General features: G+C 65.2%; 21 protein-coding genes. 13 read left to right on the plus strand and 8 right to left on the minus strand.

Annotated elements, in window-relative coordinates; translation table 11 throughout:
* The first annotated feature begins 48 nt into the window (after positions 1-48).
* From G7Z99_RS07070 to trpE, 5 genes are all read left to right on the plus strand, one after another.
* Complete coding sequence (locus tag G7Z99_RS07070) at positions 49-1,296, plus strand: ABC transporter permease (RefSeq protein WP_181092852.1); 1,248 nt, start codon at positions 49-51, stop codon at positions 1,294-1,296.
* Between the two features lie 11 nt (positions 1,297-1,307).
* Positions 1,308-2,135, plus strand: a complete 828-nt coding sequence (locus G7Z99_RS07075; protein WP_181092853.1) for an ABC transporter permease — start codon at positions 1,308-1,310, stop codon at positions 2,133-2,135.
* Between the two features lie 115 nt (positions 2,136-2,250).
* Entirely contained in the window at positions 2,251-2,925 is a 675-nt protein-coding gene (rpe, locus tag G7Z99_RS07080; RefSeq protein ID WP_181092854.1) for a ribulose-phosphate 3-epimerase, read from the plus strand.
* A complete protein-coding gene (locus G7Z99_RS07085) occupies positions 2,922-3,740 on the plus strand; it encodes a phosphoglycolate phosphatase (protein WP_181092855.1) in 819 nt (272 codons plus the stop codon). Before rpe ends, G7Z99_RS07085 begins: the two co-directional genes overlap by 4 nt.
* 71 nt (positions 3,741-3,811) lie before the next feature.
* On the plus strand, positions 3,812-5,296 hold the full coding sequence (trpE, locus tag G7Z99_RS07090; RefSeq protein WP_181092856.1) for an anthranilate synthase component I: 1,485 nt from the start codon (positions 3,812-3,814) through the stop codon (positions 5,294-5,296).
* 61 nt (positions 5,297-5,357) lie between these two features.
* On the opposite strand, the gene G7Z99_RS07095 is transcribed toward trpE, so the two are convergent.
* Positions 5,358-7,244: an autotransporter domain-containing SGNH/GDSL hydrolase family protein gene (locus G7Z99_RS07095; RefSeq protein ID WP_181092857.1), complete on the minus strand. Its 1,887-nt coding sequence runs from the start codon at positions 7,242-7,244 to the stop codon at positions 5,358-5,360.
* A 734-nt stretch (positions 7,245-7,978) separates the two neighbouring features.
* Here G7Z99_RS07095 and G7Z99_RS07100 point away from each other — a divergent pair.
* From G7Z99_RS07100 to G7Z99_RS07115, 4 genes are all read left to right on the plus strand, one after another.
* Positions 7,979-8,572: an aminodeoxychorismate/anthranilate synthase component II gene (locus G7Z99_RS07100; protein ID WP_181092858.1), complete on the plus strand. Its 594-nt coding sequence runs from the start codon at positions 7,979-7,981 to the stop codon at positions 8,570-8,572.
* A gap of 9 nt (positions 8,573-8,581) precedes the next feature.
* The gene (gene trpD, locus G7Z99_RS07105) at positions 8,582-9,631 is read left to right on the plus strand and encodes an anthranilate phosphoribosyltransferase (protein WP_181092859.1); all 1,050 of its coding nucleotides are present in this window, start codon (positions 8,582-8,584) and stop codon (positions 9,629-9,631) included.
* Positions 9,628-10,464 (plus strand): indole-3-glycerol phosphate synthase TrpC, encoded by an 837-nt coding sequence (trpC, locus tag G7Z99_RS07110; protein WP_181092860.1) that lies wholly within the window; start codon positions 9,628-9,630, stop codon positions 10,462-10,464. The genes trpD and trpC overlap by 4 nt, the downstream gene beginning before the upstream one ends.
* A gap of 67 nt (positions 10,465-10,531) precedes the next feature.
* On the plus strand, positions 10,532-11,236 hold the full coding sequence (locus G7Z99_RS07115) for a lipoate--protein ligase family protein (RefSeq protein ID WP_181092861.1): 705 nt from the start codon (positions 10,532-10,534) through the stop codon (positions 11,234-11,236).
* Between the two features lie 12 nt (positions 11,237-11,248).
* On the opposite strand, the gene crp is transcribed toward G7Z99_RS07115, so the two are convergent.
* A complete protein-coding gene (gene crp / locus G7Z99_RS07120; protein ID WP_181092862.1) occupies positions 11,249-11,893 on the minus strand; it encodes a cAMP-activated global transcriptional regulator CRP in 645 nt (214 codons plus the stop codon).
* A 190-nt stretch (positions 11,894-12,083) separates the two neighbouring features.
* Between crp and G7Z99_RS07125 the strand changes: the two genes are divergently transcribed.
* A complete protein-coding gene (locus G7Z99_RS07125; protein WP_181092863.1) occupies positions 12,084-12,506 on the plus strand; it encodes an OsmC family protein in 423 nt (140 codons plus the stop codon).
* Positions 12,507-12,545: 39 nt separating this feature from the next.
* Here G7Z99_RS07125 and coq7 read toward each other — a convergent pair whose 3' ends face one another.
* The 4 genes from coq7 to hemJ all read right to left on the minus strand — a co-directional run bounded on the left by coq7 (position 12,546) and on the right by hemJ (position 15,011).
* Positions 12,546-13,193: a 2-polyprenyl-3-methyl-6-methoxy-1,4-benzoquinone monooxygenase gene (coq7, locus tag G7Z99_RS07130; protein WP_181092864.1), complete on the minus strand. Its 648-nt coding sequence runs from the start codon at positions 13,191-13,193 to the stop codon at positions 12,546-12,548.
* Between the two features lie 65 nt (positions 13,194-13,258).
* A complete protein-coding gene (locus G7Z99_RS07135; RefSeq protein WP_181092865.1) occupies positions 13,259-13,597 on the minus strand; it encodes a histidine triad nucleotide-binding protein in 339 nt (112 codons plus the stop codon).
* Between the two features lie 61 nt (positions 13,598-13,658).
* Positions 13,659-14,441, minus strand: a complete 783-nt coding sequence (locus tag G7Z99_RS07140; RefSeq protein ID WP_181092866.1) for an SDR family NAD(P)-dependent oxidoreductase — start codon at positions 14,439-14,441, stop codon at positions 13,659-13,661.
* Between the two features lie 144 nt (positions 14,442-14,585).
* Positions 14,586-15,011 carry a protoporphyrinogen oxidase HemJ gene (gene hemJ, locus G7Z99_RS07145; protein WP_181092867.1) on the minus strand — a complete coding sequence of 142 codons (426 nt, stop codon included), beginning with the start codon at positions 15,009-15,011 and terminating at the stop codon, positions 14,586-14,588.
* Positions 15,012-15,151: 140 nt separating this feature from the next.
* Here hemJ and argC point away from each other — a divergent pair, with 140 nt between their 5' ends.
* Both argC and erpA read left to right on the plus strand, forming a co-directional pair.
* Positions 15,152-16,186, plus strand: a complete 1,035-nt coding sequence (argC, locus tag G7Z99_RS07150) for an N-acetyl-gamma-glutamyl-phosphate reductase (RefSeq protein WP_181092868.1) — start codon at positions 15,152-15,154, stop codon at positions 16,184-16,186.
* Between the two features lie 201 nt (positions 16,187-16,387).
* Complete coding sequence (gene erpA / locus G7Z99_RS07155) at positions 16,388-16,738, plus strand: iron-sulfur cluster insertion protein ErpA (RefSeq protein WP_181092869.1); 351 nt, start codon at positions 16,388-16,390, stop codon at positions 16,736-16,738.
* Between the two features lie 75 nt (positions 16,739-16,813).
* Here the strand turns inward: erpA and G7Z99_RS07160 are convergent, their stop codons facing one another.
* Together G7Z99_RS07160 and G7Z99_RS07165 are read right to left on the minus strand one after the other, a co-directional pair.
* A complete protein-coding gene (locus G7Z99_RS07160) occupies positions 16,814-17,905 on the minus strand; it encodes an anhydro-N-acetylmuramic acid kinase (RefSeq protein WP_181092870.1) in 1,092 nt (363 codons plus the stop codon).
* 2 nt (positions 17,906-17,907) lie between these two features.
* Positions 17,908-19,317 (minus strand): peptidoglycan DD-metalloendopeptidase family protein, encoded by a 1,410-nt coding sequence (locus tag G7Z99_RS07165; protein WP_181092871.1) that lies wholly within the window; start codon positions 19,315-19,317, stop codon positions 17,908-17,910.
* A gap of 211 nt (positions 19,318-19,528) precedes the next feature.
* Between G7Z99_RS07165 and tyrS the strand changes: the two genes are divergently transcribed.
* The gene (gene tyrS, locus G7Z99_RS07170) at positions 19,529-20,728 is read left to right on the plus strand and encodes a tyrosine--tRNA ligase (RefSeq protein ID WP_181092872.1); all 1,200 of its coding nucleotides are present in this window, start codon (positions 19,529-19,531) and stop codon (positions 20,726-20,728) included.
* The last annotated feature ends 528 nt before the right edge of the window (positions 20,729-21,256 follow it).

Here is a 21,256-nt window from a genome sequence, read left to right on the forward strand (position 1 = left end):
GTGTCGCACGGGGCCGCGCCGCTCGCTTTTCTGATTTCGGAGTTCGCCATGGCCATTGCAGTGCCCGTCAACGAAGGCGCCGGTCCTACCCTCAAGCAGCGGCTCAAGCGTGCCGAGCGGGTCAACCGCTGGAAGGCCCAGGCCTTGATCGCGCCGCTGGCGCTGTTCCTGCTGCTGGTGTTTCTGGTTCCCATCGCCGCGCTGCTGTTCAAGAGCGTCGCCAACCCGGAGGTGGTCGCCGGGCTGCCGCGTACCGTCGAGGTCGTCGCGACCTGGGACGGCAAGGGCCTGCCGGGTGAGGACGCCTACCAGGCGCTGAGCCAGGACCTGGCCGAGGCGCGCAAGCGCCAGACCCTGGGCGACCTGTCCAAGCGCCTGAACATGGAGCTGGCCGGCTACCGCAGCCTGCTGGCCAAGACCGCCCGCGCTCTGCCGTTCAAGGCCGCGCCTGCGTCGTACAAGGAGGCCTTGCAGACGCTCGACGAGCGCTGGGGCGACCCGGCGTACTGGCAGGCCATCCGCCGCAACACCAGTACGGTGACGCCGTTCTACCTGCTGGCCTCGGTGGACCATCGGATCGACGACCTGGGCGAGCTGGCCAAGGCCACGCCCGACCAGTCCATCTACCTCGACATCTTCACGCGCACCCTGTGGATGGGTGCGGTGATCACGGTCATCTGCCTGCTGCTGGCCTATCCCTTGGCCTACCTGCTGGCCAACCTGCCCACGCGCCAGAGCAACCTGCTGATGATCCTGGTGCTGCTGCCGTTCTGGACCTCGATCCTGGTGCGCGTGGCGGCCTGGATCGTGCTGCTGCAGTCGGGTGGGCTGATCAACAGCGCGCTGATGGCCATGGGCATCATCGACGCGCCCCTGGAGCTGGTGTTCAACCGCACCGGTGTGTACATCTCCATGGTGCACATCCTGCTGCCGTTCATGATCCTGCCGCTGTACAGCGTGATGAAGGGCATCTCGCCCAGCTACATGCGTGCGGCGATCTCCCTGGGCTGCCACCCCTTCGCCAGTTTCTGGCGGGTGTACTTCCCACAGACCTACGCCGGCATCGGCGCAGGCTGCCTGCTGGTGTTCATCCTTGCCATCGGCTACTACATCACCCCGGCGCTGCTCGGCAGCCCGAACGACCAGATGGTCAGCTACTTCGTCGCGTTCTACACCAACACCAGCATCAACTGGGGCATGGCGACCGCGCTGGGCGGCCTGCTGCTGCTGGCAACCGTGGTGCTGTACCTGATCTATAGCTGGCTGGTCGGCGCCAGCCGCCTGCGCCTGAGCTGAGGAGCCTCGCCATGACCCATCCTTACCTGTCGCCCCTCGAGCGGGCCTGGTTCTACGGCCTGCGCATCCTGTGCGGCCTGATTCTGCTGTTCCTGGTCCTGCCTGTATTGGTGATCGTGCCGCTGTCGTTCAACAGTGGCAGCTTCCTGGTGTATCCGCTGCAAGGGTTCTCCCTGCAGTGGTACCAGGACTTCTTCGGCTCGGCCGAGTGGATGCGTGCCTTGACCAACAGCGTCATCGTGGCGCCAGCGGCCACCGTGCTGGCCATGGTGTTCGGGACCCTGGCGGCGATCGGCCTGACCCGTGGCGACTTCCCGGGCAAGTCGCTGGTGATGGCGCTGGTCATCTCGCCGATGGTGGTGCCCGTGGTGATCATCGGTGTGGCCAGCTACCTGTTCTTCGCGCCGCTGGGCCTGGGCAACAGCTTCCTGTCGCTGATCCTGGTGCATGCGGTGCTGGGCGTGCCGTTCGTGATCATCACCGTGTCGGCGACCCTGCAGGGCTTCAACTACAACCTGGTGCGCGCAGCGGCCAGCCTGGGGGCTTCGCCCTTGCTGGCATTCCGCCGGGTGACCTTGCCGCTGATCGCGCCGGGTGTGATCTCCGGCGCGCTGTTCGCCTTCGCCACTTCGTTCGACGAAGTGGTGGTGACGCTGTTCCTCGCCGGGCCCGAACAGGCCACCTTGCCGCGGCAGATGTTCAGTGGCATTCGCGAGAACCTCAGCCCGACCATCGCCGCGGCGGCGACCTTGCTGATCGCCTTCTCGGTGGTCCTGCTGCTGACGCTGGAATGGCTGCGCGGACGCAGCGAGAAGCTGCGCACCCAGCAGCCGGCCTGACCGCACACCAGGCGGCAGGCGAAGCGGGCCGCCGAACCGGGTTGACGTCGATCAGCGACAACCCGCCTGCCTGGGGTACAATGCGCGCCACCGTGATTCTGCCCAAAGGTGCGCCATGCAGCCCTACGCTATTGCCCCGTCCATTCTTTCCGCCGACTTCGCCCGCCTGGGCGAAGAGGTCGACAAGGTCCTGGCGGCCGGGGCGGACATCGTCCATTTCGACGTGATGGACAACCACTACGTGCCCAACCTGACCATCGGCCCGATGGTCTGCACGGCGCTGCGCAAGTACGGCATCACCGCGCCGATCGACGTGCACCTGATGGTCAGCCCGGTCGATCGCATCATCGGCGACTTCGTCGAGGCGGGTGCCAGCTTCATCACCTTCCACCCCGAAGCCACCCAGCACATCGACCGCTCGCTGCAACTGATCCGCGACGGCGGCTGCAAGGCCGGCCTGGTGTTCAACCCGGCCACCGGCCTTGACGTGCTCAAGTACGTGATGGACAAGGTCGACATGGTACTGCTGATGAGCGTCAACCCAGGTTTCGGCGGCCAGAAGTTCATCCCCGGCACCCTCGACAAGCTGCGCGAAGCACGGGCCTTGATCGACGCCAGCGGGCGTGACATCCGCCTGGAGATCGACGGCGGCGTCAACGTCAACAACATCCGCGAGATCGCGGCGGCCGGTGCCGACACCTTCGTCGCCGGCTCGGCGATCTTCAACGCGCCGGACTACCAGAGCGTCATCGCGCAGATGCGCGCCGAACTGGCTCAGGCCCGCCCATGAGCGGCTTCGAGCAGCTGTTTCCCGGGACGCTGCCGAAGCTTGTGATGTTCGACCTGGACGGCACCCTGATCGATTCGGTGCCGGACCTGGCTGCGGCGGTCGACCGGATGCTGGTCGGGCTGGGACGCCCGCCGGCCGGGCTCGAGGCGGTGCGCCAGTGGGTCGGCAATGGCGCCGAGGTGCTGGTGCGTCGGGCCCTGGCCGGCAGCCTGGAGCACGCGCAGGTGAGCCAGGACGATGCGGTGCGTGGGTTGGAGCTGTTCATGCAGGCCTACGATGAACCGCACACGCTGACCACGCTCTACCCAGGCGTGGTCGATACCCTGCGCTGGCTGAACCGGCAGGGCGTGGAAATGGCCTTGATCACCAACAAACCCGAGCGCTTCGTCGGGCCCTTGCTGGACCAGATGAAGCTCGGCCGGTACTTCCGCTGGATCATCGGCGGCGACACCCTGCCGCAGAAGAAGCCCGACCCGGCCGCCCTGCTGCGGGTCATGCAGATGGCCGGCGCCCAGCCAGGCGAATCGCTGTTCGTGGGCGATTCGCGCAGCGACGTGCTGGCGGCCAAGGCGGCAGGCGTGCCCTGCGCGGCGCTGAGCTACGGCTACAACCATGGGCGCCCGATCGAAGAGGAATCCCCGGACCTGGTGATCGATGACCTGCGCGCCCTGGTGCCTGGTTGCGTCGTCACCGACAGTGGGATAACGTTGACGCCTCTTCACGCCTCCCAGGACAAGGATCCCGACGTGATGGTCAACGGCACACTCTGGATGAAAGTCATCAAGGCACTGGCCCGCTGGCGCTGGCGCGCCTGACTTCCGCCTGCCGGCGCACCGCCGGCCGCTCCACCTGCCCGACCCATTGCTGCTTGCCACGAGGCTGACCCATGACCCGCGACGAATTCCTGCGCCTGGCCGCTGCCGGCTACAACCGCATTCCCCTGGCCTTCGAAACCCTGGCCGACTTCGACACGCCGCTGTCCATCTACCTGAAGCTGGCCGACCAGCCCAACACCTACCTGCTCGAGTCCGTCCAGGGCGGGGAGAAGTGGGGGCGCTATTCGATGATCGGGCTGCCCTCGCGCACGGTGCTGCGTGTGCACGATCACCAGGTCAGCATCCTGCAGGACGGGGTGCAGGTCGAACACCACGACGTCGAGGATCCGCTGGCCTTCGTCGAGCAGTTCAAGGACCGCTACAAGGTCGCCGACATCCCGGGCCTGCCGCGCTTCAACGGTGGGCTGGTCGGGTATTTCGGCTATGACTGCGTGCGTTACGTGGAACCGCGCCTGGGCCGATGCCCCAACCCCGATCCGCTGGGTGTGCCGGACATTCTGCTGATGGTGTCCGACGCCGTCGTGGTGTTCGACAACCTGGCCGGCAAGATGCACGCGATCGTGCTGGTCGACCCTGCCCAGGACAACGCCTTCGAGGCGGGCCAGGCGCGCCTGCAGGCCTTGCTGGCCACGCTGCGCGAACCGATCATGCCGCGTCGCGGGCTCGACCTGGGCGGGCCGCAGGCTGCCGAGCCGGCGTTCCGCTCCAGCTTCACCCGCGAGGACTACGAGCAGGCGGTCGACACCATCAAGGAATACATCCTGGCCGGCGACTGCATGCAGGTGGTGCCGTCGCAGCGCATGTCGATCGATTTCCAGGCGGCGCCCATCGACCTGTACCGCGCCCTGCGTGCGTTCAACCCCACGCCCTACATGTACTTCTTCAACTTCGGCGACTTCCATGTCGTCGGCAGTTCGCCGGAAGTGCTGGTGCGGGTCGAGGACAACCTGGTCACGGTCCGTCCGATCGCCGGCACCCGGCCACGGGGCGCGACCGAGGAGGCCGACCGTGCGCTCGAACAGGACCTGCTCTCGGACGAGAAGGAAATCGCCGAACACCTGATGCTCATCGACCTGGGGCGCAACGACACCGGGCGCGTCTCCCAGACCGGCAGCGTGCGCCTGACCGAGAAGATGGTGATCGAGCGGTACTCCAACGTGATGCACATCGTGTCCAACGTCACCGGGCAACTGCGCGAAGACCTGACGGCCATGGATGCGCTGCGCGCCATCTTGCCGGCGGGCACCTTGTCGGGGGCGCCGAAGATCCGCGCCATGGAGATCATCGACGAACTGGAGCCGGTCAAGCGCGGTGTCTACGGCGGCGCAGTCGGCTATTTCGCCTGGAACGGCAACATGGACACCGCGATCGCCATCCGTACCGCCGTGATCAAGGACGGCGAACTGCACGTGCAGGCCGGTGGCGGCATCGTCGCCGACTCGGTGCCGGCGCTGGAATGGGAAGAGACCATCAACAAGCGCCGCGCCATGTTCCGGGCCGTGGCGCTCGCCGAGCAGTCCACGCGCAAGGCGTGACCGCCATCCGCCGTGCGGCGAGGGCTGCGGCCCCGTCGCGCGGCGGACGACGTCGGTGGCTTCAGAAGTCCAGGCTTACCGCCAGATTCACCCCTTGCTGCGTGAATTCACCCTGCTTGCGCCAATCATAGTGGGCCCCAAGGCGTACGCCTGGCATCACGTCATGGTCGATGCCCAGACGTGCCCGCGTCAGCTCGCTGTCCGGGGTATAGCCGGCCAGGGTGAAGCGGTTGGTCGGCAGACGTTTGAGGTTCAGCGTCACTGCCTGCGCGTCGTGCTCGAACTCATGCTCCCGTGCCGCCTCGGCGAACAGCCGCGTGCGAGGCGTCAGGTTCAGACCGGCCTGCAGGCCAGCGCCCAGGCGTTTGGAGGTGCGTGTCTGCGCGTCGACGTCGAGGGCCGTGGAGCGGTCGCTCTGCTCGCCGTATCCCTGGACACGGACGCGGGCATAGTCGGCGCTGAGGAACGGCGAGAGTTGCCAGCGGCTGGTCTCGGGCATGAGGTTCACGCCCAGGCGGCCCATTGCGGCCCAGGCCCGGCCGTCGGTGTCGGCGCGCTCGGTACGCTGGCCGATGCCCAGGGCGAAGGTCCGCTTCAGGTCGTCGTAGTCCAGATGGCCGGCCGTGAGGGCGGCGTCGGCCCACCACCGGTCATGCGCGTACTGGGCGAAGGCCGTCGCCAGGTAGCTGTGCAGCCGGTAGCGCGAGTCGTGCGCGCCGAGCTCCAGCGACTGTCGCCCAGCGCCGCCAGCCACGCCCAGGCGCCACTCCTCGTTCACCCGATAGCTGCCGCCCACGGTCAACTGGTAGCCTCGGCCATCCCCGCTTGCAGCGCTGCGCTGCCCATCGATGTCCAGGTCCTGGCCGCTGGCTGCGACGATCGCCTGCCACTGGCCTACCGCCTGCCAGGGGGTCTGCCACTGGCTGCGCAGGGTATCCTGGTGCGCGGTCAGGCTGGACAGCGCCATGTCCGGCAGCAGCGACAGCTCCCAAGGCGCCGAGAGGATCGAGTAGGCGTAGTCGGCGATCAGGCGCTGGCCTGCCGTTGTCGGGTGCACGGCATCGTTGAACAAGAGGCGCTCAGGGTCGGGTGTCAGGCCGTCGACGCCGTAGACCGGGTTCTGCAGGCAGTTGTTGCCGCTGTAGCAGGTGCCGACCAGGTTCTGGTCCGTGGCCAGGCCGAACGCGGCCGGGTCGCGGATGGCTTCTTGCAGCAGCGCAGGCACATTGAGCGGGATGATCTGCGCGTCGATCTGCCCCAGTTGCCCGACCAGCGCCTGGTTGAAGACGCCCGACAGTTGGGACAGCGCGCCCTGCAGCGGCGAGCCGCTGAAAATGGGCGTCTGCCCCAGGTCAGGCAGCAGCCAGACCATGATGTAGCGCGCGCCGCCTTGCTGCAGCGCCTGGGCGCTGGCTGCCAGGCGTGACGCGGCGGCCACTGCGTCAGCCGGGCTGGTGACCTGGCCCTGCAGGAAATCGTTGCCGCCCCCGGTCAGGTAATACAGCGCGTCGGGATCGGCCCTCTGCCCGTTGGCCAGGTAGCCGGGTCGGCGTCTGTCGATGCCGGCTTCCGGGCTCTGCACCAGGGACGTGCCGATGATCGAGTCGAGGATCTGGTCGGTTCGATAGCCGCCGACCGCCCAGTTGTCGCCATCAGGCAGACCCAGCGCCGGGTTCAGTGGCGAGGTGGACGGTCGCAGGGCCGTCGGTGCAATGCCCAGCTGTTGGCCCAGCAAGGTCGGTGACACCTGCCCGTAGACACCGTCCGGGCCGCGGTTGGTGAACCGCATGCCGTCGGGCAGGTGCTGGGCATCGGGAAACTGACCGGCGTCGCTCAGGCTGTCGCCGAACACGACCATGCCCGAGTAAGGCGTCGGGGCGGCCAGGGCAGGCCCCGACGACAGGATGAGCGTGCCAAGCAACGCGCGCAGGAAGGGGGGAGTGCGCATGGGGCGATCCTTGTTATTGATGTTGTGAGGGAACGATAGCCGACCGTGGGAACGTGGCTGCTGAACGAGGCGAATGCTGGTGCAGTCGGTTTTCTCCGGTATAGGAGACGCTTCCCAAGTTTGATCAGGAAATTTCCCAAGCAGATCTTCACGCGGACCGATGGACAAGGCGCCTCGAATCGCGGTGGATACCGGCGCCCACAGGCGGTGACGGCGGTCGGTCCAGCACAGAAGCCACCGCCCGATGCAGTGCAGATCCGATGCCTGCAGGCAGCCTGTGAACGGGCGAGAAAACCGCGGAAAAAGGGGTCGACGCTCGCTTCGGCGCAACGCTATACTCGGGCCACATTTCACGCAGGCCATGGCATCGCGCCATGCCCGCACACCCTCGATGGTTAGGTAGCATGACCTGTCACGCAGCGACTTCATTCACCCGTTGGTGGCGCTTCCTCTAGGAAGCGGCAAGTCGTTGCGGTTTGAAACCGGACCCTGCCGCCGTCATCGGCCAGCAGGTTCCAGATTCCAGACAGCTCACCGGTACGGCGGCTCCAACCCCCAGGAGAACGCCCCATGCCGATTCACCGTTCCATGCCCTACACGACAATCCCCGCACGTGCTGCCAGCCGTGTGTGGCTTGCCCTGCGCGCTGCATGGCGCCGGGTGGTCGACGCAGGTCCGCGGCAGGTCGCTGCCCCAGGGTTTTTCTCTCATCGACTCGAGTGCACAGGTGCCCCATGCTGCTGATGATCGACAACTACGACTCCTTCACCTACAACGTGGTGCAGTACCTGGGCGAGCTGGGGGCCGAGGTCAAGGTCATCCGCAACGATGAACTGACCCTCGCCGAGATCGAGGCCCTGGCCCCGGAGCGTATCGTCGTCTCTCCGGGCCCTTGCACCCCGAGCGAAGCCGGTATCTCCCTCGAAGCCATTCGGCATTTCGCCGGCAGGCTGCCGATCCTGGGCGTCTGCCTGGGCCATCAGTCCATCGGCCAGGCCTTCGGTGGTGACGTGGTGCGTGCTCGGCAGGTGATGCATGGCAAGACCAGCCCGGTGCACCACCGCGACCTGGGCGTGTTCGCCGAACTGGCCAACCCGGTCACCGTCACGCGCTATCACTCGCTGGTGGTCAAGCGCGACACCTTGCCCGAATGCCTGGAAATCACCGCCTGGACCGCGCACGAAGACGGCTCGATGGACGAGATCATGGGCCTGCGCCACAAGACCCTGAACGTCGAAGGCGTGCAGTTCCACCCCGAATCGATCCTCACCGAACAAGGCCACGAGCTGTTCGCCAACTTTCTCAAGCAGACCGGCGGCCAGCGCTAAGGACAGACCATGGATATCAAACGTGCATTGAGCCGCATCGTCGGCCAACTGGACCTGTCGACCGACGAAATGCGTGAGGTCATGCGCCAGATCATGACGGGCCAGTGCAGCGAAGCGCAGATCGGTGCCTTCCTCATGGCCATGCGCATGAAGAGCGAGAGCATCGACGAGATCGTCGGTGCGGTGTCGGTGATGCGCGAGCTGGCCGACAAGGTCGAGCTGGCGAGCCTCGACGGCGTGGTCGACATCGTCGGCACCGGCGGCGATGGCGCCAACATCTTCAACGTCTCCACGGCGTCGGCCTTCGTGCTGGCCGCGGCGGGTTGCCCGGTGGCCAAGCATGGCAACCGCGCGGTCTCGGGCAAGAGCGGCAGTGCCGACCTGCTGGAGGCCGCCGGGATCTACCTGGACCTCACCCCGGTGCAGGTAGCGCGCTGTGTCGACGCACTGGGCATCGGCTTCATGTTCGCCCAAAGCCATCATTCGGCAATGAAGCATGCGGCCGGCCCGCGGCGTGACCTGGGGCTGCGTACCCTGTTCAACATGCTGGGCCCGCTTACGAATCCGGCCGGTGTGCGTCACCAGGTCGTCGGTGTGTTCAGCCAGGCCCTGTGCAGGCCGTTGGCCGAAGTGCTGCAGCGCATGGGCAGCACGCATGTGCTGGTGGTGCACTCCAAGGACGGCCTGGACGAATTCAGCCTGGCGGCACCGACCTTCGTCGCCGAACTGAACAAGGGCGAGATCTCCGAGTATTGGGTGGAGCCTGAGGACCTGGGCATCAAGAGCCAGAGCCTGCATGGTCTGGCGGTGGAGGGTCCGCAGGCGTCTCTGGCGCTGATCCGCGACGCCCTGGGGCGGCGCAAGACCGAAGAAGGGCAAAAGGCCGCCGAGATGATCGTGCTCAATGCGGGCGCTGCGCTGTATGCGGCCGACCATGCCATGAACCTCAAGTCAGGGGTCGACCTGGCGCACGATGTCCTGCACACCGGCCTTGCCTGGGAGAAAGTGCAGGAGCTGGGCGCCTTTACCGCGGTATTCAAGCAGGAGAACGAGGCATGAGTGTACCGACGGTGTTGGAGAAGATCCTGGCGCGCAAGGCCGAGGAAGTGGCCGAGCGCCGCAGCCGGGTAGGCCTGGACGAACTCGAGCGGCTGGCCGCCGCGGCCGATGCGCCGCGCGGTTTTGCCCGCGCGCTGATCGAGCAGGCGCGGCAGAAGAAACCGGCGGTGATCGCCGAGATCAAGAAAGCGTCGCCGAGCAAGGGCGTGATCCGCGAGCAGTTCGAGCCGGCCGAGATCGCGGCCAGCTACGAGAAGGGCGGCGCGACCTGCCTGTCGGTGCTGACCGACATCGACTTCTTCCAGGGCGCCGATGCGTACCTCCAGCAAGCGCGTGCGGCCTGCGCCTTGCCGGTCATTCGCAAGGACTTCCTGATCGACCCGTACCAGGTGGTGGAGGCCCGCGCCTTGGGTGCCGACTGCGTGCTGCTGATCGTGTCGGCCCTGGACGATGTGCGCATGGCCGAGCTGGCCGCGACGGCCAGGCAGGTAGGCCTGGACGTGCTGGTGGAAGTGCACGACGGCGACGAGCTGGAGCGTGCGCTCGCGACCCTGGACACGCCGTTGATCGGCGTGAACAACCGTAACTTGCACACCTTCGACGTCAGCCTGGAAACCACGCTGGACCTGCTGCCGCGCATTCCGCGTGATCGTCTGGCGATCACCGAAAGCGGCGTGCTCAACCGGGCCGATGTCGACCTGATGAAGATCAACGAGGTGTACGCCTTCCTGGTCGGCGAGGCGTTCATGCGCGCCGAGTTGCCGGGGCAGGAGTTGCAGCGGTTGTTCTTCCCTGAACTGCCGGTGCAGGGCTCGGGCGGCGCGCTGGACTGAGCCTGGCGGCCATGTCGAAGCGACAGGGGCGGTTGATGCCACACAGTGGCACGGACGAGGAGGCGCGATGGCTGAGGGTGTGGTGAACCTCGAGGTGGGGCAGGGCCTGCAGGCCGAGCAGGCGCTGCTGACGGAGGTCTGTCAGGGGCAGCGCGAATCCGGCTTGCTGGTCTGGCGGCCCACGAACCGGGCGTTGGTGATGCCCCGGCGCATGAGCCGTCTGGAAGGCTTCGACGCCGCCAGCCGGCAGCTCGCCGAAGCGGGTTGGCCGATCCTGCTGCGCGAGACCGGCGGCGAACCCGTGCCGCAATCGCCTGCGACGGTCAACCTGGCCCTGGTCTATGTGGCCCCGCGCAGCGAGGGCGATCATGGCCGGATCGAGCGGGCCTACGAGCGTCTGTGCCTGCCCTTGTGCGACCTGCTCGGAACGTGGGGCCTGGACACGTCGCTGGGTGAAGTGGAAGGCGCGTTCTGCGATGGCCGCTACAACGTCAATATCCAGGGCCGCAAATGGGTTGGCACTGCCCAGCGCTGGCGCCAGGGGCTGGGCGGTAAACGGCCGGTCGTGCTGGTCCACGGCGCCTTGCTGCTCGAGGACGAACGCGTCTCGATGATTCAGGCCGTCAACCGCTTCAACACCTGCTGCGGGCTGGAGCAGCGGTGCCAGGCCGACAGCCACATCGCCTTGAGCGAAGTGGTGGCCGACGCCCCCTGGGCGCGTGACTTCGTCAGGGTGTACCAGCAGGTGCTCCAGGCCTTGCCCGACGCGTGAGCCGCCTCAGCGTCAGCGGGCACCCAGCACGACCATGGTCTTGCCCTTGACCTGCACCAGGTTGCGCTCTTCGAGGTCCTTGAGGACGCGCCCGACCATCTCCCGGGAGCAACCGACGATACGGCCGATCTCCTGACGCGTCACCTTGATCTGCATGCCCTCGGGGTGGGTCATCGCGTCCGGCTGTTGACACAACTCCAGCAGGCAACGCGCCACCCGTCCGGTCACGTCGAGAAATGCCAGATCGCCCACCTTGCGCGTGGTATTGCGCAACCGTTGCGCCATCTGTGCGCCCAGGGCGTACAGGATCTGCGGATCCTGATTGGCCAGTTCGCGAAATTTCTCGTAGCTGATTTCGGCAATCTCGCAATCGGTCTTGGCGCGTACCCAGGCGCTTCGCTGACGGGCCTGCTCTTCGGGGCCGAACAGGCCCAGCTCGCCGAAGAAGTCGCCGGCATTGAGGTAGGCAATGATCATTTCATGACCGTCGTCGTCTTCGATCAGGATGGTGACCGAGCCCTTGACGATGAAGGACAGGCTGTCGGCGAGGTCCCCGGCGCTGATGAGGTTGCTTTTGGCCGCATGGCGGCGTTGTTGGCAGTGCGCCAGCAACTTGTCGATATTCTTGATTCGGGGAGCCAAGGCTGAGGCGACCATCACGGAGTCCTGTCCACGCGTGCACGAAGGGTTTTTCATCGATTGTTTGACGGTAAGCCGCCAGCGAATTGGCGTCAGCTTATCAGACCGCTTGTTGCACGTCGGCAGCCATGCGGGGTGACTTTACCGTTTCCAAGCGAACCTGCAGCGTCTAAGCTGAGGGCCTTTTGTCAGTCAGGAGTCAGGAACAATGAAGGCGCGTATCCAGTGGGCCGGCGAGGCGATGTTCCTTGGTGAATCGGGCAGCGGGCATGTGGTCGTCATGGACGGTCCGCCCGAGGCCGGCGGTCGGAACCTGGGCGTACGCCCGATGGAAATGCTGCTGCTGGGCCTGGGCGGCTGCAGCAGTTTCGACATCGTGAGCATCCTGAAGAAATCACGCCAGCGCGTGGAAAGCTGCGAAGCGTTCCTCGAGGCCGATCGGGCCAGCGAGGAGCCGAAGGTCTTCACCCGCATCCACATGAACTTCGTGGTCAAGGGGCGTGGACTCAAGGAAGCGCAGGTCAAGCGGGCCGTGGAGCTGTCGGCGGAAAAGTACTGCTCGGCGTCCATCATGCTCGAACGCGCGGGGGTGGAAGTGACCCACGGCTACGAGATCGTCGAGCTGGACTGACGGGCGCAGCCCGGAGGCACAGGTGCCCCCGAGTATCCGTCAGATGCGGTAGGTGCTCTTGGTCATGACCTTGGCCAGCAGGCTCATGCCGAAGCGTACCGGCGCCGGGAAGCGATAGCCGCCAGCGTCGAGCGCGGATTCGGCGTGGTGCGCTTCGTCGGTCAGCATCTGTTCAAGGATCGCACGGGACTTTTCGTCCTCGGGAGGCAGTTGCGCCAAGTGCTCGTCCAAGTGCTTGCACACCTGCCGCTCGGTTGCGGCGACGAACCCCAGGCTGACCTTGTCGCTGACCAGCCCGGCGAAGGCGCCGATACCGAACGACATCCCGTAGAACAGAGGGTTGAGCACGCTGGGGTGGCTGTTGAGCTGGCGAATGCGCTGCTCGCACCAGGCCAGGTGATCGATCTCTTCTTCGGCGGCGTGTTCCATGGCCGTGCGGACCTGCGGCAACTTGGCGGTCAGCGCCTGCCCCTGGTACAGCGCCTGGGCGCAGACTTCGCCGGTGTGGTTGATCCGCATGAGCCCCGCGACATGCCGGGCCTGGGGCTCGTCCAGCTGGGCGTCGGGCTTGACGACGGCCGGAGAGGGGCGAGACGGTTGGCCGCTGAAGGGCAGGAGCGTGCGCAGGGCGGTGTCGGCCTGCAACAGCACGCGGTCGAGCGGCGAGTAGTGACGTTCGGTAGCCATCGGGCACCTCCGCAAGAGTGTGCCCGACAGTGTACCTCAATCGCCGGGTACGGGCGTGCGTCGGATCAGCCCGGGGGCCAGTTCATCTGACGCTGGCCGAGCACGTGCAGGTGGATGTGGTAGACCGTCTGGCCACCCAGCTCATTGCAGTTCATGACCACACGGAAGCCCTCTTCGCAGCCCAGTTCCTTGGCCAGGCGCTGCGCCGTGAACAGGATATGACCCGCCAGGAGCTTGTCGTCTTCCTGCAGGTCGTTGAGGGTGCGGATGGGCTTTTTGGGGATGACCAGAAAATGCACCGGGGCCTGCGGGGCAATGTCGTGAAAGGCCAGGACCTGGTCGTCCTCGTAGATGATCTTGGCCGGGATCTCCCGGTTGATGATCTTGGTGAAGAGAGTCTCCACAGTGCGTCTCCATGGTGAGGGTCGTGCCGAGTGTAACCAGCGTGACCGCCCCCGCCCAGCGCTATTCGGTGCCCAACGGCCGGTAGCGCTGGTGGATGAAGCCTGCCAGCTTGCGCGTCACCCAGCGCGGCAGCAGGCGGGGAGCCAGCGCCATCCAGCGATAGCGGCCATCCGGGTGAATCAGCGCGCGGTTCTTGTCCAGCGCCCGTACGGTGTACAGCGCGACTTCCTCGGCGCTCAGGCAGCGACGGCTGCCGTCCAGCCGCGGGATGCGGCGGCGCGACGAACGCACCGGGCCCGGGCAGAGCACCGACACCTGGATGCCGCTGCGCTTGAGTTCCTCGCGCAGCGCCTCGGAAAAGCTCAGCACATAGGCCTTGCTGGCTGCATAGCCTGCCATCCACGGCCCTGGTGCATGGGCCGCCAGCGCAGCCACGTTGAGGATCTGCCCGCCACCCTGCAGCGCCATGAGGTTGCCCACGGCGTGGCACAGGCGGGTCAGGGTCATGATGTTGACTTCGAGCAGGTCCTGCTCGTCGGCCCACTCCTGCGCGAGAAATGGCCCATAGGAGCGCAGGCCCGCGCAATTGATCAGCAGGTCGACACGGTGTTCACCTTCTTCCAGCTCGAGCACGAAGCCCGACACCCGCAGCGGTTCGCTCAGGTCGCAGGCCCGGAACAGCACCTCGACGCCGAACCGTTGGGTCAGTTCGAGCGCGAGAGGCTCCAGGGCTTCGCGGTGGCGTGCCACCAGGATGAGATTGCGCCCACGCCGCGCCAAGGCCTCGGCCAGGGCCAGGCCCAGGCCACTGGAGGCGCCGGTGATCATGGCGTAACGGGTCATGCGCGGCTCCTGGGCGGCGAAAAGAGCAGGCAGTGTACCGCGAGCCCAGCGCAGGCGCTGGCTTTTGCGCGCCGCGCGAAGCGGACGCCGACGGCCCTGCGGGCACGCCAGACGACAGGACACGCACCGATACCCGACCCGGGGTCAGAACGGCTTGACGACCACCAGGATGACGACCGCCAGCAGCACCAGCACGGGCACTTCGTTGAACCAGCGGTAGTACACGTGGCTGCGCCGGTTCTCGCCCAGGGCGAAGCGTTTGCGCTGTGCGCCGCAGATGTGGTGATAGCCGGTCAGCAGCAGCACCAGCGTCAGTTTGGCATGCATCCAGCCTTGGCTCAGGAAGCCTGGGTTGATCACCAGCAGCCAGATGCCGAACACGTAGGTGGCGATCATGGCAGGGTTCATGATGCCGCGGTACAGCTTGCGCTCCATCACGGCGAAGCGCTCCTGGCTGACGCTGTCGGTGCTTTGGGCGTGGTAGACGAACAGCCGCGGCAGGTAGAACAGCCCGGCGAACCAGCACACCATGCTGACGATATGCAGCGCCTTGATCCAGAAATAGAGCATCGTTGGTTTCCTCGAGGTTTTTCACGGTGGTCAGATAGTAGAGACCAACGGCCGCCGGAGCCATCACAACGGTTGTGAGCAGGCGTGCGCATCCCTATCATCAGGGCTTTACAGTCGGTTCGTTGAGAGGGACACGCGTCATGATCAAGGTCGGTATCGTCGGCGGCACGGGCTACACCGGTGTCGAACTGCTGCGTCTGTTGGCGCAGCACCCACAGGCCGACGTGGTGGTCATCACCTCGCGTTCGGAAGCCGGTCTGCCGGTCGAGGACATGTACCCCAACCTGCGAGGCCATTACGACGGCCTGACGTTCAGCGTGCCTGACACGAAGACCCTGGCCGCCTGTGACGTGGTGTTCTTCGCCACGCCCCACGGCGTCGCCCATGCCCTGGCCGGCGAGCTGCTCGATGCCGGTACCCGCATCATCGACCTGTCCGCCGACTTCCGGCTGCAGGACGCCATCGAGTGGGAAAAATGGTACGGCCAGCCGCATGGCGCGCCCGACCGGCTGCCGGGCGCGGTCTATGGCCTGCCCGAAGTCAACCGCGAGAAGATTCGCGAAGCGCGCCTGATCGCGGTGCCGGGCTGCTACCCGACGGCCACGCAACTGGGCTTCCTGCCCTTGCTGGAGGCTGGCCTGGCCGATCCGCTGCGCCTGATCGCCGACTGCAAGTCCGGCGTCAGTGGCGCTGGGCGCGGGGCCGCAGTCGGCTCGCTGTTCTGCGAAGCGGGTGAGAGCATGAAAGCCTACGCGGTCAAAGGGCACCGCCATTTGCCCGAGATCAGCCAGGGCCTGCGGTTGGCGGCAGGCGGCGAGATCGGCCTGACCTTCGTCCCGCACCTGACCCCGATGATTCGCGGCATCCATGCCACGCTGTACGCGACCGTGACCGATACCTCGGTCGACCTGCAGGCGCTGTTCGAGAAGCGCTATGCCGATGAGCCGTTCGTCGATGTCATGCCTGCGGGCAGCCACCCGGAGACGCGCAGCGTGCGGGGCGCCAACATGTGCCGTATCGCCGTTCACCGCCCACAGGGCAGCGATCTGGTGGTGGTGCTGTCGGTGATCGACAACCTGGTCAAGGGCGCCTCCGGCCAAGCTGTGCAGAACATGAACATCCTCTTCGGGCTGGACGAGCGCCTGGGCCTGTCTCACGCGGGCATGCTGCCCTGATCGCTGCGATGAGCGGCACGCTGCAAGCCGATCTGCCTGATGATCGCCAGGGGCCCAATGCACCGGCCCCGCTTGCAGGCTGTCGCCGTCACGCGTCCTTCAAGACCTGCCGCTCATTCCCCCATAGTTGACCAATTTTCTAGGAGAAGCGGATAATGCATGCCATCACGTGTTATGGCGGCATTGCGCCGGGAGAGTCTGATGAGTGTCGAAACCTTCACCCCTACCATCCTGGAGTTCACCGAAGGGGCCGCGCACAAGGTCAAGACCTTGGTGACCGAGGAAGGCAACGATCGTCTCAAGTTGCGCGTCTTCGTCACGGGCGGCGGTTGCTCGGGCTTCCAGTACGGTTTCACGTTCGATGAGGACGTGGCCGATGACGATACCGTGGTCGAGCGCGAAGGCGTGGCCCTGGTGGTCGACCCCATGAGCTTCCAGTACCTGGCAGGCGCCGAAGTGGATTACCAGGAAGGCCTGGAAGGTTCGCGGTTCATCATCAAGAACCCGAATGCCACGACCACCTGCGGGTGCGGTTCGTCCTTCTCGATCTGAGTCGGTGCTCGAAGCCAGAACGCCGCGCAATTGCGCGGCGTTCTGCTGTCTGCGATGCCGTACCGGCCGTTGACCTCAGGCGGGGTAGAGCGCGCCCAGGACACGTAGCCCCTTGGCGGCTGTCACGCTGGGGCGGTTGGCCGCGATACCTTCCAGGCAGCAGTGGGCCAGCCAGGCGAACGCCATGGCCTCCATCCAGTCCGGATCGACGCCGTGGGCGGCCGTGCTGTCGACGTGTACACCGGGCAGGAGGCTGGCCAGGCGCTGCATCAGCGCGCCGTTGCGTGCGCCACCGCCGCAGACCAGTACCGTCTGGCAGTGGGGCTGCGCCTGTCGTAGTGCGTCGGCGATGCTGCGTGCGGTCAGTTCCAGCAGGGTCGCCTGGACGTCGTTGCCCGCGAGCGGGCCCTGCACGGCCAGGTGGCTGTCGAGCCAGGACAGGTTGAAGACCTCGCGGCCTGTGCTTTTGGGGCCGTTGCCGGCGAAGAAAGGTGCTGCCAGCAAGGCATCGAGCAAGGGCTGCGAGAGGCTGCCACTGGCCGCCCATTGCCCATCGGCATCGTACGGCTGGCCTTGGACGCGCTCGATCCAGGCATCCAGCAAGACGTTGCCTGGGCCGCAGTCGAAGCCTCGCACAGGGGTACCGGGTTCGACCAGGCTGAGGTTGCTGAAACCACCCACGTTCAGAACCGCCAGAGGGTGCTTCAGGTCGGCGAACAAGGCTTCGTGGAAGGCCGGCACCAACGGCGCGCCCTGGCCGCCTGCGGCGACGTCGCGGCGCCTGAAGTCGCTGACCACACTGATGCCGGTCCGCTCGGCCAGCAGGGCCGGGTTGCCGATCTGCACCGTGAAGCCACGTGCCGGTTCGTGACGGATGGTTTGCCCATGGCTGCCAATGGCGCGGATGTCCGTGGCCGACAGCCCTTGTTCGGCGAGCAGGGCATTCACCCCGTCTGCCGCCAGGCTGGCCCAGTGGTTCTCGGCCAGGGCCGCGCGTGCCACTTCGTCCGGCCCACTGGCGCACAGGGCGAGCAGGGCCTGGCGAAGGTCGCCTGGCATGGGCAAGTAATGGCTGGCCAGCAGGCGAACGGATTCGCCTTGCTCGACCAGGGCAATGTCCAGCCCGTCCAGGCTGGTGCCGGACATCACCCCGATATAGAGCGTCATGGTCAGCGCTTGTTGGAGGCGAGCAGGGTGGCTTTTTCCTGATCCATGCGGGCGATCAGGGGCTTGCTCTGCTGCAGGAAGCGCTGGCGTTCGGCCTTGGCGATCGGGTCGGCCATGGGCACCTTCTGGCTCAGTGGGTCCACATGCACGCCGTTGACCTGGAACTCGTAGTGCAGGTGCGGGCCGGTAGACAGGCCGGTGGTGCCGATGTAACCGATCACCTGGCCCTGTTTCACGGTGCTGCCGGTGGTGACGCCCTTGGCGAAGCCCTGCATGTGCCCATAGAGGGTCTGGTAGGCGTTGCCGTGCTTGATGATCACGGTATTGCCGTAGCCGCCGCGACGTCCGGCCAGCAGCACCTTGCCATCGCCTGCCGCCTTGATCGGTGTGCCGCGTGGCGCAGCGTAATCGACGCCCTTGTGCGCGCGGATCTTGTTGAGAATCGGATGCTTGCGCCCGGCCGAGAAGCGCGAGCTGATGCGGGCGAAGTCCACCGGTGTCCGGATGAAGGCCTTGCGCAGGCTGTTGCCGTCGGCGGTGTAGTAGCTGGTGTTGCCCTGCTTGTTGGTATAGCGCACGGCGGTGTACGTCTTGCCGCGGTTGGTGAAGCGGGCGGACAGGATGTTGCCGGTGCCGACGACCTTGCCGTCCATGACCTTCTGCTCGAAGACCACGTCGAATTCGTCACCGGGGCGGATGTCCTGGGCGAAGTCGATGTCGTAGCCCAGCACGCGGGCCATGTCCATGGTCATGCTGTGGGACAGGCCGGCACGTTGCGCCGAGGCGGCCAGCGAGCTGTTGATCACGCCATGGGCGTAGGCCGTGCGTACCACGGGCTTGCTGATTTCTCGCTCGAAGGTGAAGCCTTTGTCGGTGCGCGCCAGGCGAATGCTTTCGAGGTTGTTGACCTTGGTGTGCAGCAGGGTCAGCGCACCGTCCTTGTCGAATTCGAACTGCAGCACCTGGCCATGCTTGAGCTGGCTGAACTGCTTGGCCTGCTTGCTGCTGGCGAGCACGTCATGGACCACGTTGGCCGGCAGGCCGACCTTGGCGAACAGGGTGGACAGCGTATCGCCTTTGGCAACCTTCACTTCCCGGTGGCTCGGCAGGGCCTTGGCAGGTGCTGCAGCAGCCGTCTCCTGGGTCGGCTTGGCTGCCGCTTGCGGTGTGTCGATCTGGGCGAAGGGCGAGGCCTGCTGGTCGTTCGACTGCACGAGCGGGGCCGTGCGCGATGCGTCCTTGAGCTGTTCGACCGGGTTGTCCAGTTCGAGGCTGAGGGTGGTCTTCTTGGCTTCCACGTCGCTGGTAGGAAAGACCAGAAGTGCCAGGCTGAGGAGGGCGGCGAGGCCGCTGGCGGCCAATAGATGGCTCTTCGGATAAAGCGGGGGCGCTTTAGGCGTGTCGTTGGTCATAGATGAGGTGACTTTGAAAAAGGTGAAAAGGAATAGATGAATGACATGATGAAGATGAAATAACTGTATAAAATATAACCAAATCCTTTTCGGCGCAAGGGCGGCAGACGCTTCGGGGTGTGTCATGAGTCACATCGTGTGTCGAACTTGTTTTTGATGGCCGATCTTGTATGGTTGGCTCCCTTTGAATCTGAGCCTTGCGGGTCTGTGTATGAAGTCGGTTGAAGAACAGCTGGCGCTTATCAAGCGCGGTGCGGAAGAGGTGCTGGTCGAGTCGGAACTGGTCGAGAAGCTCAAGCGCGGTGAACCGCTGCGCATCAAGGCCGGCTTCGACCCGACCGCACCGGACCTGCACCTGGGCCATACGGTGCTGATCAACAAGCTGCGCCAGTTCCAGGAACTGGGGCATCAGGTGATCTTCCTGATCGGTGACTTCACCGGCATGATCGGCGACCCGAGCGGCAAGAGCGCCACGCGTCCCCCGTTGACGCGCGAGCAGGTGCTGGACAACGCCGAGACCTACAAGCAGCAGGTCTTCAAGATTCTGGATCCGGCCAAGACCGAGGTGGCGTTCAACTCCACCTGGATGGACCTGCTCACGCCGGCCGACTTCATTCGTCTGGCGTCGCAGTACACCGTGGCCCGGATGCTGGAGCGCGACGACTTCGACAAGCGCTACTCCAGCAATCAGCCCATCGCCATTCATGAGTTCCTCTATCCGTTGGTGCAGGGGTACGACTCGGTCGCGCTCAAGGCGGACGTCGAGCTGGGCGGGACCGACCAGAAATTCAACCTGCTGATGGGGCGCGAGTTGCAGCGTGCCTATGGGCAGGAAGCGCAGAACATCGTCACCATGCCGCTGCTCGAAGGGCTCGACGGCGTGAAGAAGATGTCCAAGTCGCTGGGCAATTATGTCGGCATCCAGGAGGCGCCCGGCGTGATGTACAGCAAGCTGGTGTCGATTCCCGATACGTTGATGTGGCGTTACTTCGAGCTGCTGAGCTTCCGCTCGCTGGAGGAGATCGATCAGCTGCGTGCCGACGTGCAGGCCGGCGCTAACCCTCGTGACGTCAAGATCAAGCTGGCCGAGGAGATCGTGGCGCGGTTCCATGGCGAGGAAGCGGCCGCCAGCGCGCACCGTGCCGCAGGCAATCGCATGAAGGAAGGCGAGCTGCCCGAGGATCTGCCAGAGGTCGAGATCGTCTCGAACGAAGACATGCCCATCGCCGCAGTACTGAATCGAGCCGGGCTGGTCAAGAACTCGGCCGCCGCACGGGACCTGCTCAATGCCGGTACGGTGAAGGTGGATGGCGAGAGCGTGGATCGTGGGTTCATGTTCGCCGTGGGGGGCACGCACGTGTGCCAGGCAGGCAAGAAAGCATTTGCCCGGATCACGTTGAAGGCCCAATGAGCTGAGCGCCATGGCGCGATGGCTATATAAGCAGCGGGGAAGGTCGGTACGGCCTTCCCCGCTGCGTTTTCAGCAAGTTGAAATGTTTTTGAAATAAAGGGTTGACGGGCTTTCAGATCCCCTTATAATGCGCACCACTTCCAACGCAGACGGAACGATAAACGCCTTGTTAATCAACAGGTTGCGTGAGTCAGGACGAAGCGGGAAGTGCTCCGGTCTCGACCGGAAGCGGTGAAAAAAGGCAGTTGACAGCAGGTTGTAACGCTGTATGATTCGCCTCCCGCTTCGAGAGATCGCAGCGAGTCAAGTGGTTGAAGTTGTTAGGGTTTCCCGAAAAGAACTTCAAAATAAACGCTTGACACACAACGAGGGCAGCGTAGAATGCGCGCCTCGGTTGAGATGAAAGCTTCTCAGCCAACCGCTCTTTAACAATTTGAATCAAGCAATTCGTGTGGGTGCTTGTGAGTTTGGACTGATAGTCAGATAGATTATCAGCATCACAAGTGACACATGAGTAATCATAGTAGT

Source organism: Pseudomonas entomophila (genome assembly GCF_013523165.1).
GTDB lineage: Bacteria > Pseudomonadota > Gammaproteobacteria > Pseudomonadales > Pseudomonadaceae > Aquipseudomonas > Aquipseudomonas entomophila_A.

What these genes read in the sequence shown, in the direction of transcription:
- G7Z99_RS07160 (WP_181092870.1), bottom strand. Translation starts at nt 17,905, where the DNA reads ATGACGCTCTATATCGGGGTGATGTCCGGCACCAGCCTGGACGGGCTG.
- G7Z99_RS07125 (WP_181092863.1), top strand. Translation starts at nt 12,084, where the DNA reads ATGAAGGCGCGTATCCAGTGGGCCGGCGAGGCGATGTTCCTTGGTGAA.
- G7Z99_RS07070 (WP_181092852.1), top strand. Translation starts at nt 49, where the DNA reads ATGGCCATTGCAGTGCCCGTCAACGAAGGCGCCGGTCCTACCCTCAAG.
- erpA (WP_181092869.1), top strand. Translation starts at nt 16,388, where the DNA reads ATGAGTGTCGAAACCTTCACCCCTACCATCCTGGAGTTCACCGAAGGG.
- trpE (WP_181092856.1), top strand. Translation starts at nt 3,812, where the DNA reads ATGACCCGCGACGAATTCCTGCGCCTGGCCGCTGCCGGCTACAACCGC.
- G7Z99_RS07085 (WP_181092855.1), top strand. Translation starts at nt 2,922, where the DNA reads ATGAGCGGCTTCGAGCAGCTGTTTCCCGGGACGCTGCCGAAGCTTGTG.
- tyrS (WP_181092872.1), top strand. Translation starts at nt 19,529, where the DNA reads ATGAAGTCGGTTGAAGAACAGCTGGCGCTTATCAAGCGCGGTGCGGAA.
- G7Z99_RS07100 (WP_181092858.1), top strand. Translation starts at nt 7,979, where the DNA reads ATGCTGCTGATGATCGACAACTACGACTCCTTCACCTACAACGTGGTG.
- rpe (WP_181092854.1), top strand. Translation starts at nt 2,251, where the DNA reads ATGCAGCCCTACGCTATTGCCCCGTCCATTCTTTCCGCCGACTTCGCC.
- coq7 (WP_181092864.1), bottom strand. Translation starts at nt 13,193, where the DNA reads ATGGCTACCGAACGTCACTACTCGCCGCTCGACCGCGTGCTGTTGCAG.
- G7Z99_RS07095 (WP_181092857.1), bottom strand. Translation starts at nt 7,244, where the DNA reads ATGCGCACTCCCCCCTTCCTGCGCGCGTTGCTTGGCACGCTCATCCTG.
- G7Z99_RS07075 (WP_181092853.1), top strand. Translation starts at nt 1,308, where the DNA reads ATGACCCATCCTTACCTGTCGCCCCTCGAGCGGGCCTGGTTCTACGGC.
- argC (WP_181092868.1), top strand. Translation starts at nt 15,152, where the DNA reads ATGATCAAGGTCGGTATCGTCGGCGGCACGGGCTACACCGGTGTCGAA.
- hemJ (WP_181092867.1), bottom strand. Translation starts at nt 15,011, where the DNA reads ATGCTCTATTTCTGGATCAAGGCGCTGCATATCGTCAGCATGGTGTGC.
- trpC (WP_181092860.1), top strand. Translation starts at nt 9,628, where the DNA reads ATGAGTGTACCGACGGTGTTGGAGAAGATCCTGGCGCGCAAGGCCGAG.
- G7Z99_RS07165 (WP_181092871.1), bottom strand. Translation starts at nt 19,317, where the DNA reads ATGACCAACGACACGCCTAAAGCGCCCCCGCTTTATCCGAAGAGCCAT.
- G7Z99_RS07140 (WP_181092866.1), bottom strand. Translation starts at nt 14,441, where the DNA reads ATGACCCGTTACGCCATGATCACCGGCGCCTCCAGTGGCCTGGGCCTG.
- trpD (WP_181092859.1), top strand. Translation starts at nt 8,582, where the DNA reads ATGGATATCAAACGTGCATTGAGCCGCATCGTCGGCCAACTGGACCTG.
- G7Z99_RS07115 (WP_181092861.1), top strand. Translation starts at nt 10,532, where the DNA reads ATGGCTGAGGGTGTGGTGAACCTCGAGGTGGGGCAGGGCCTGCAGGCC.
- crp (WP_181092862.1), bottom strand. Translation starts at nt 11,893, where the DNA reads ATGGTCGCCTCAGCCTTGGCTCCCCGAATCAAGAATATCGACAAGTTG.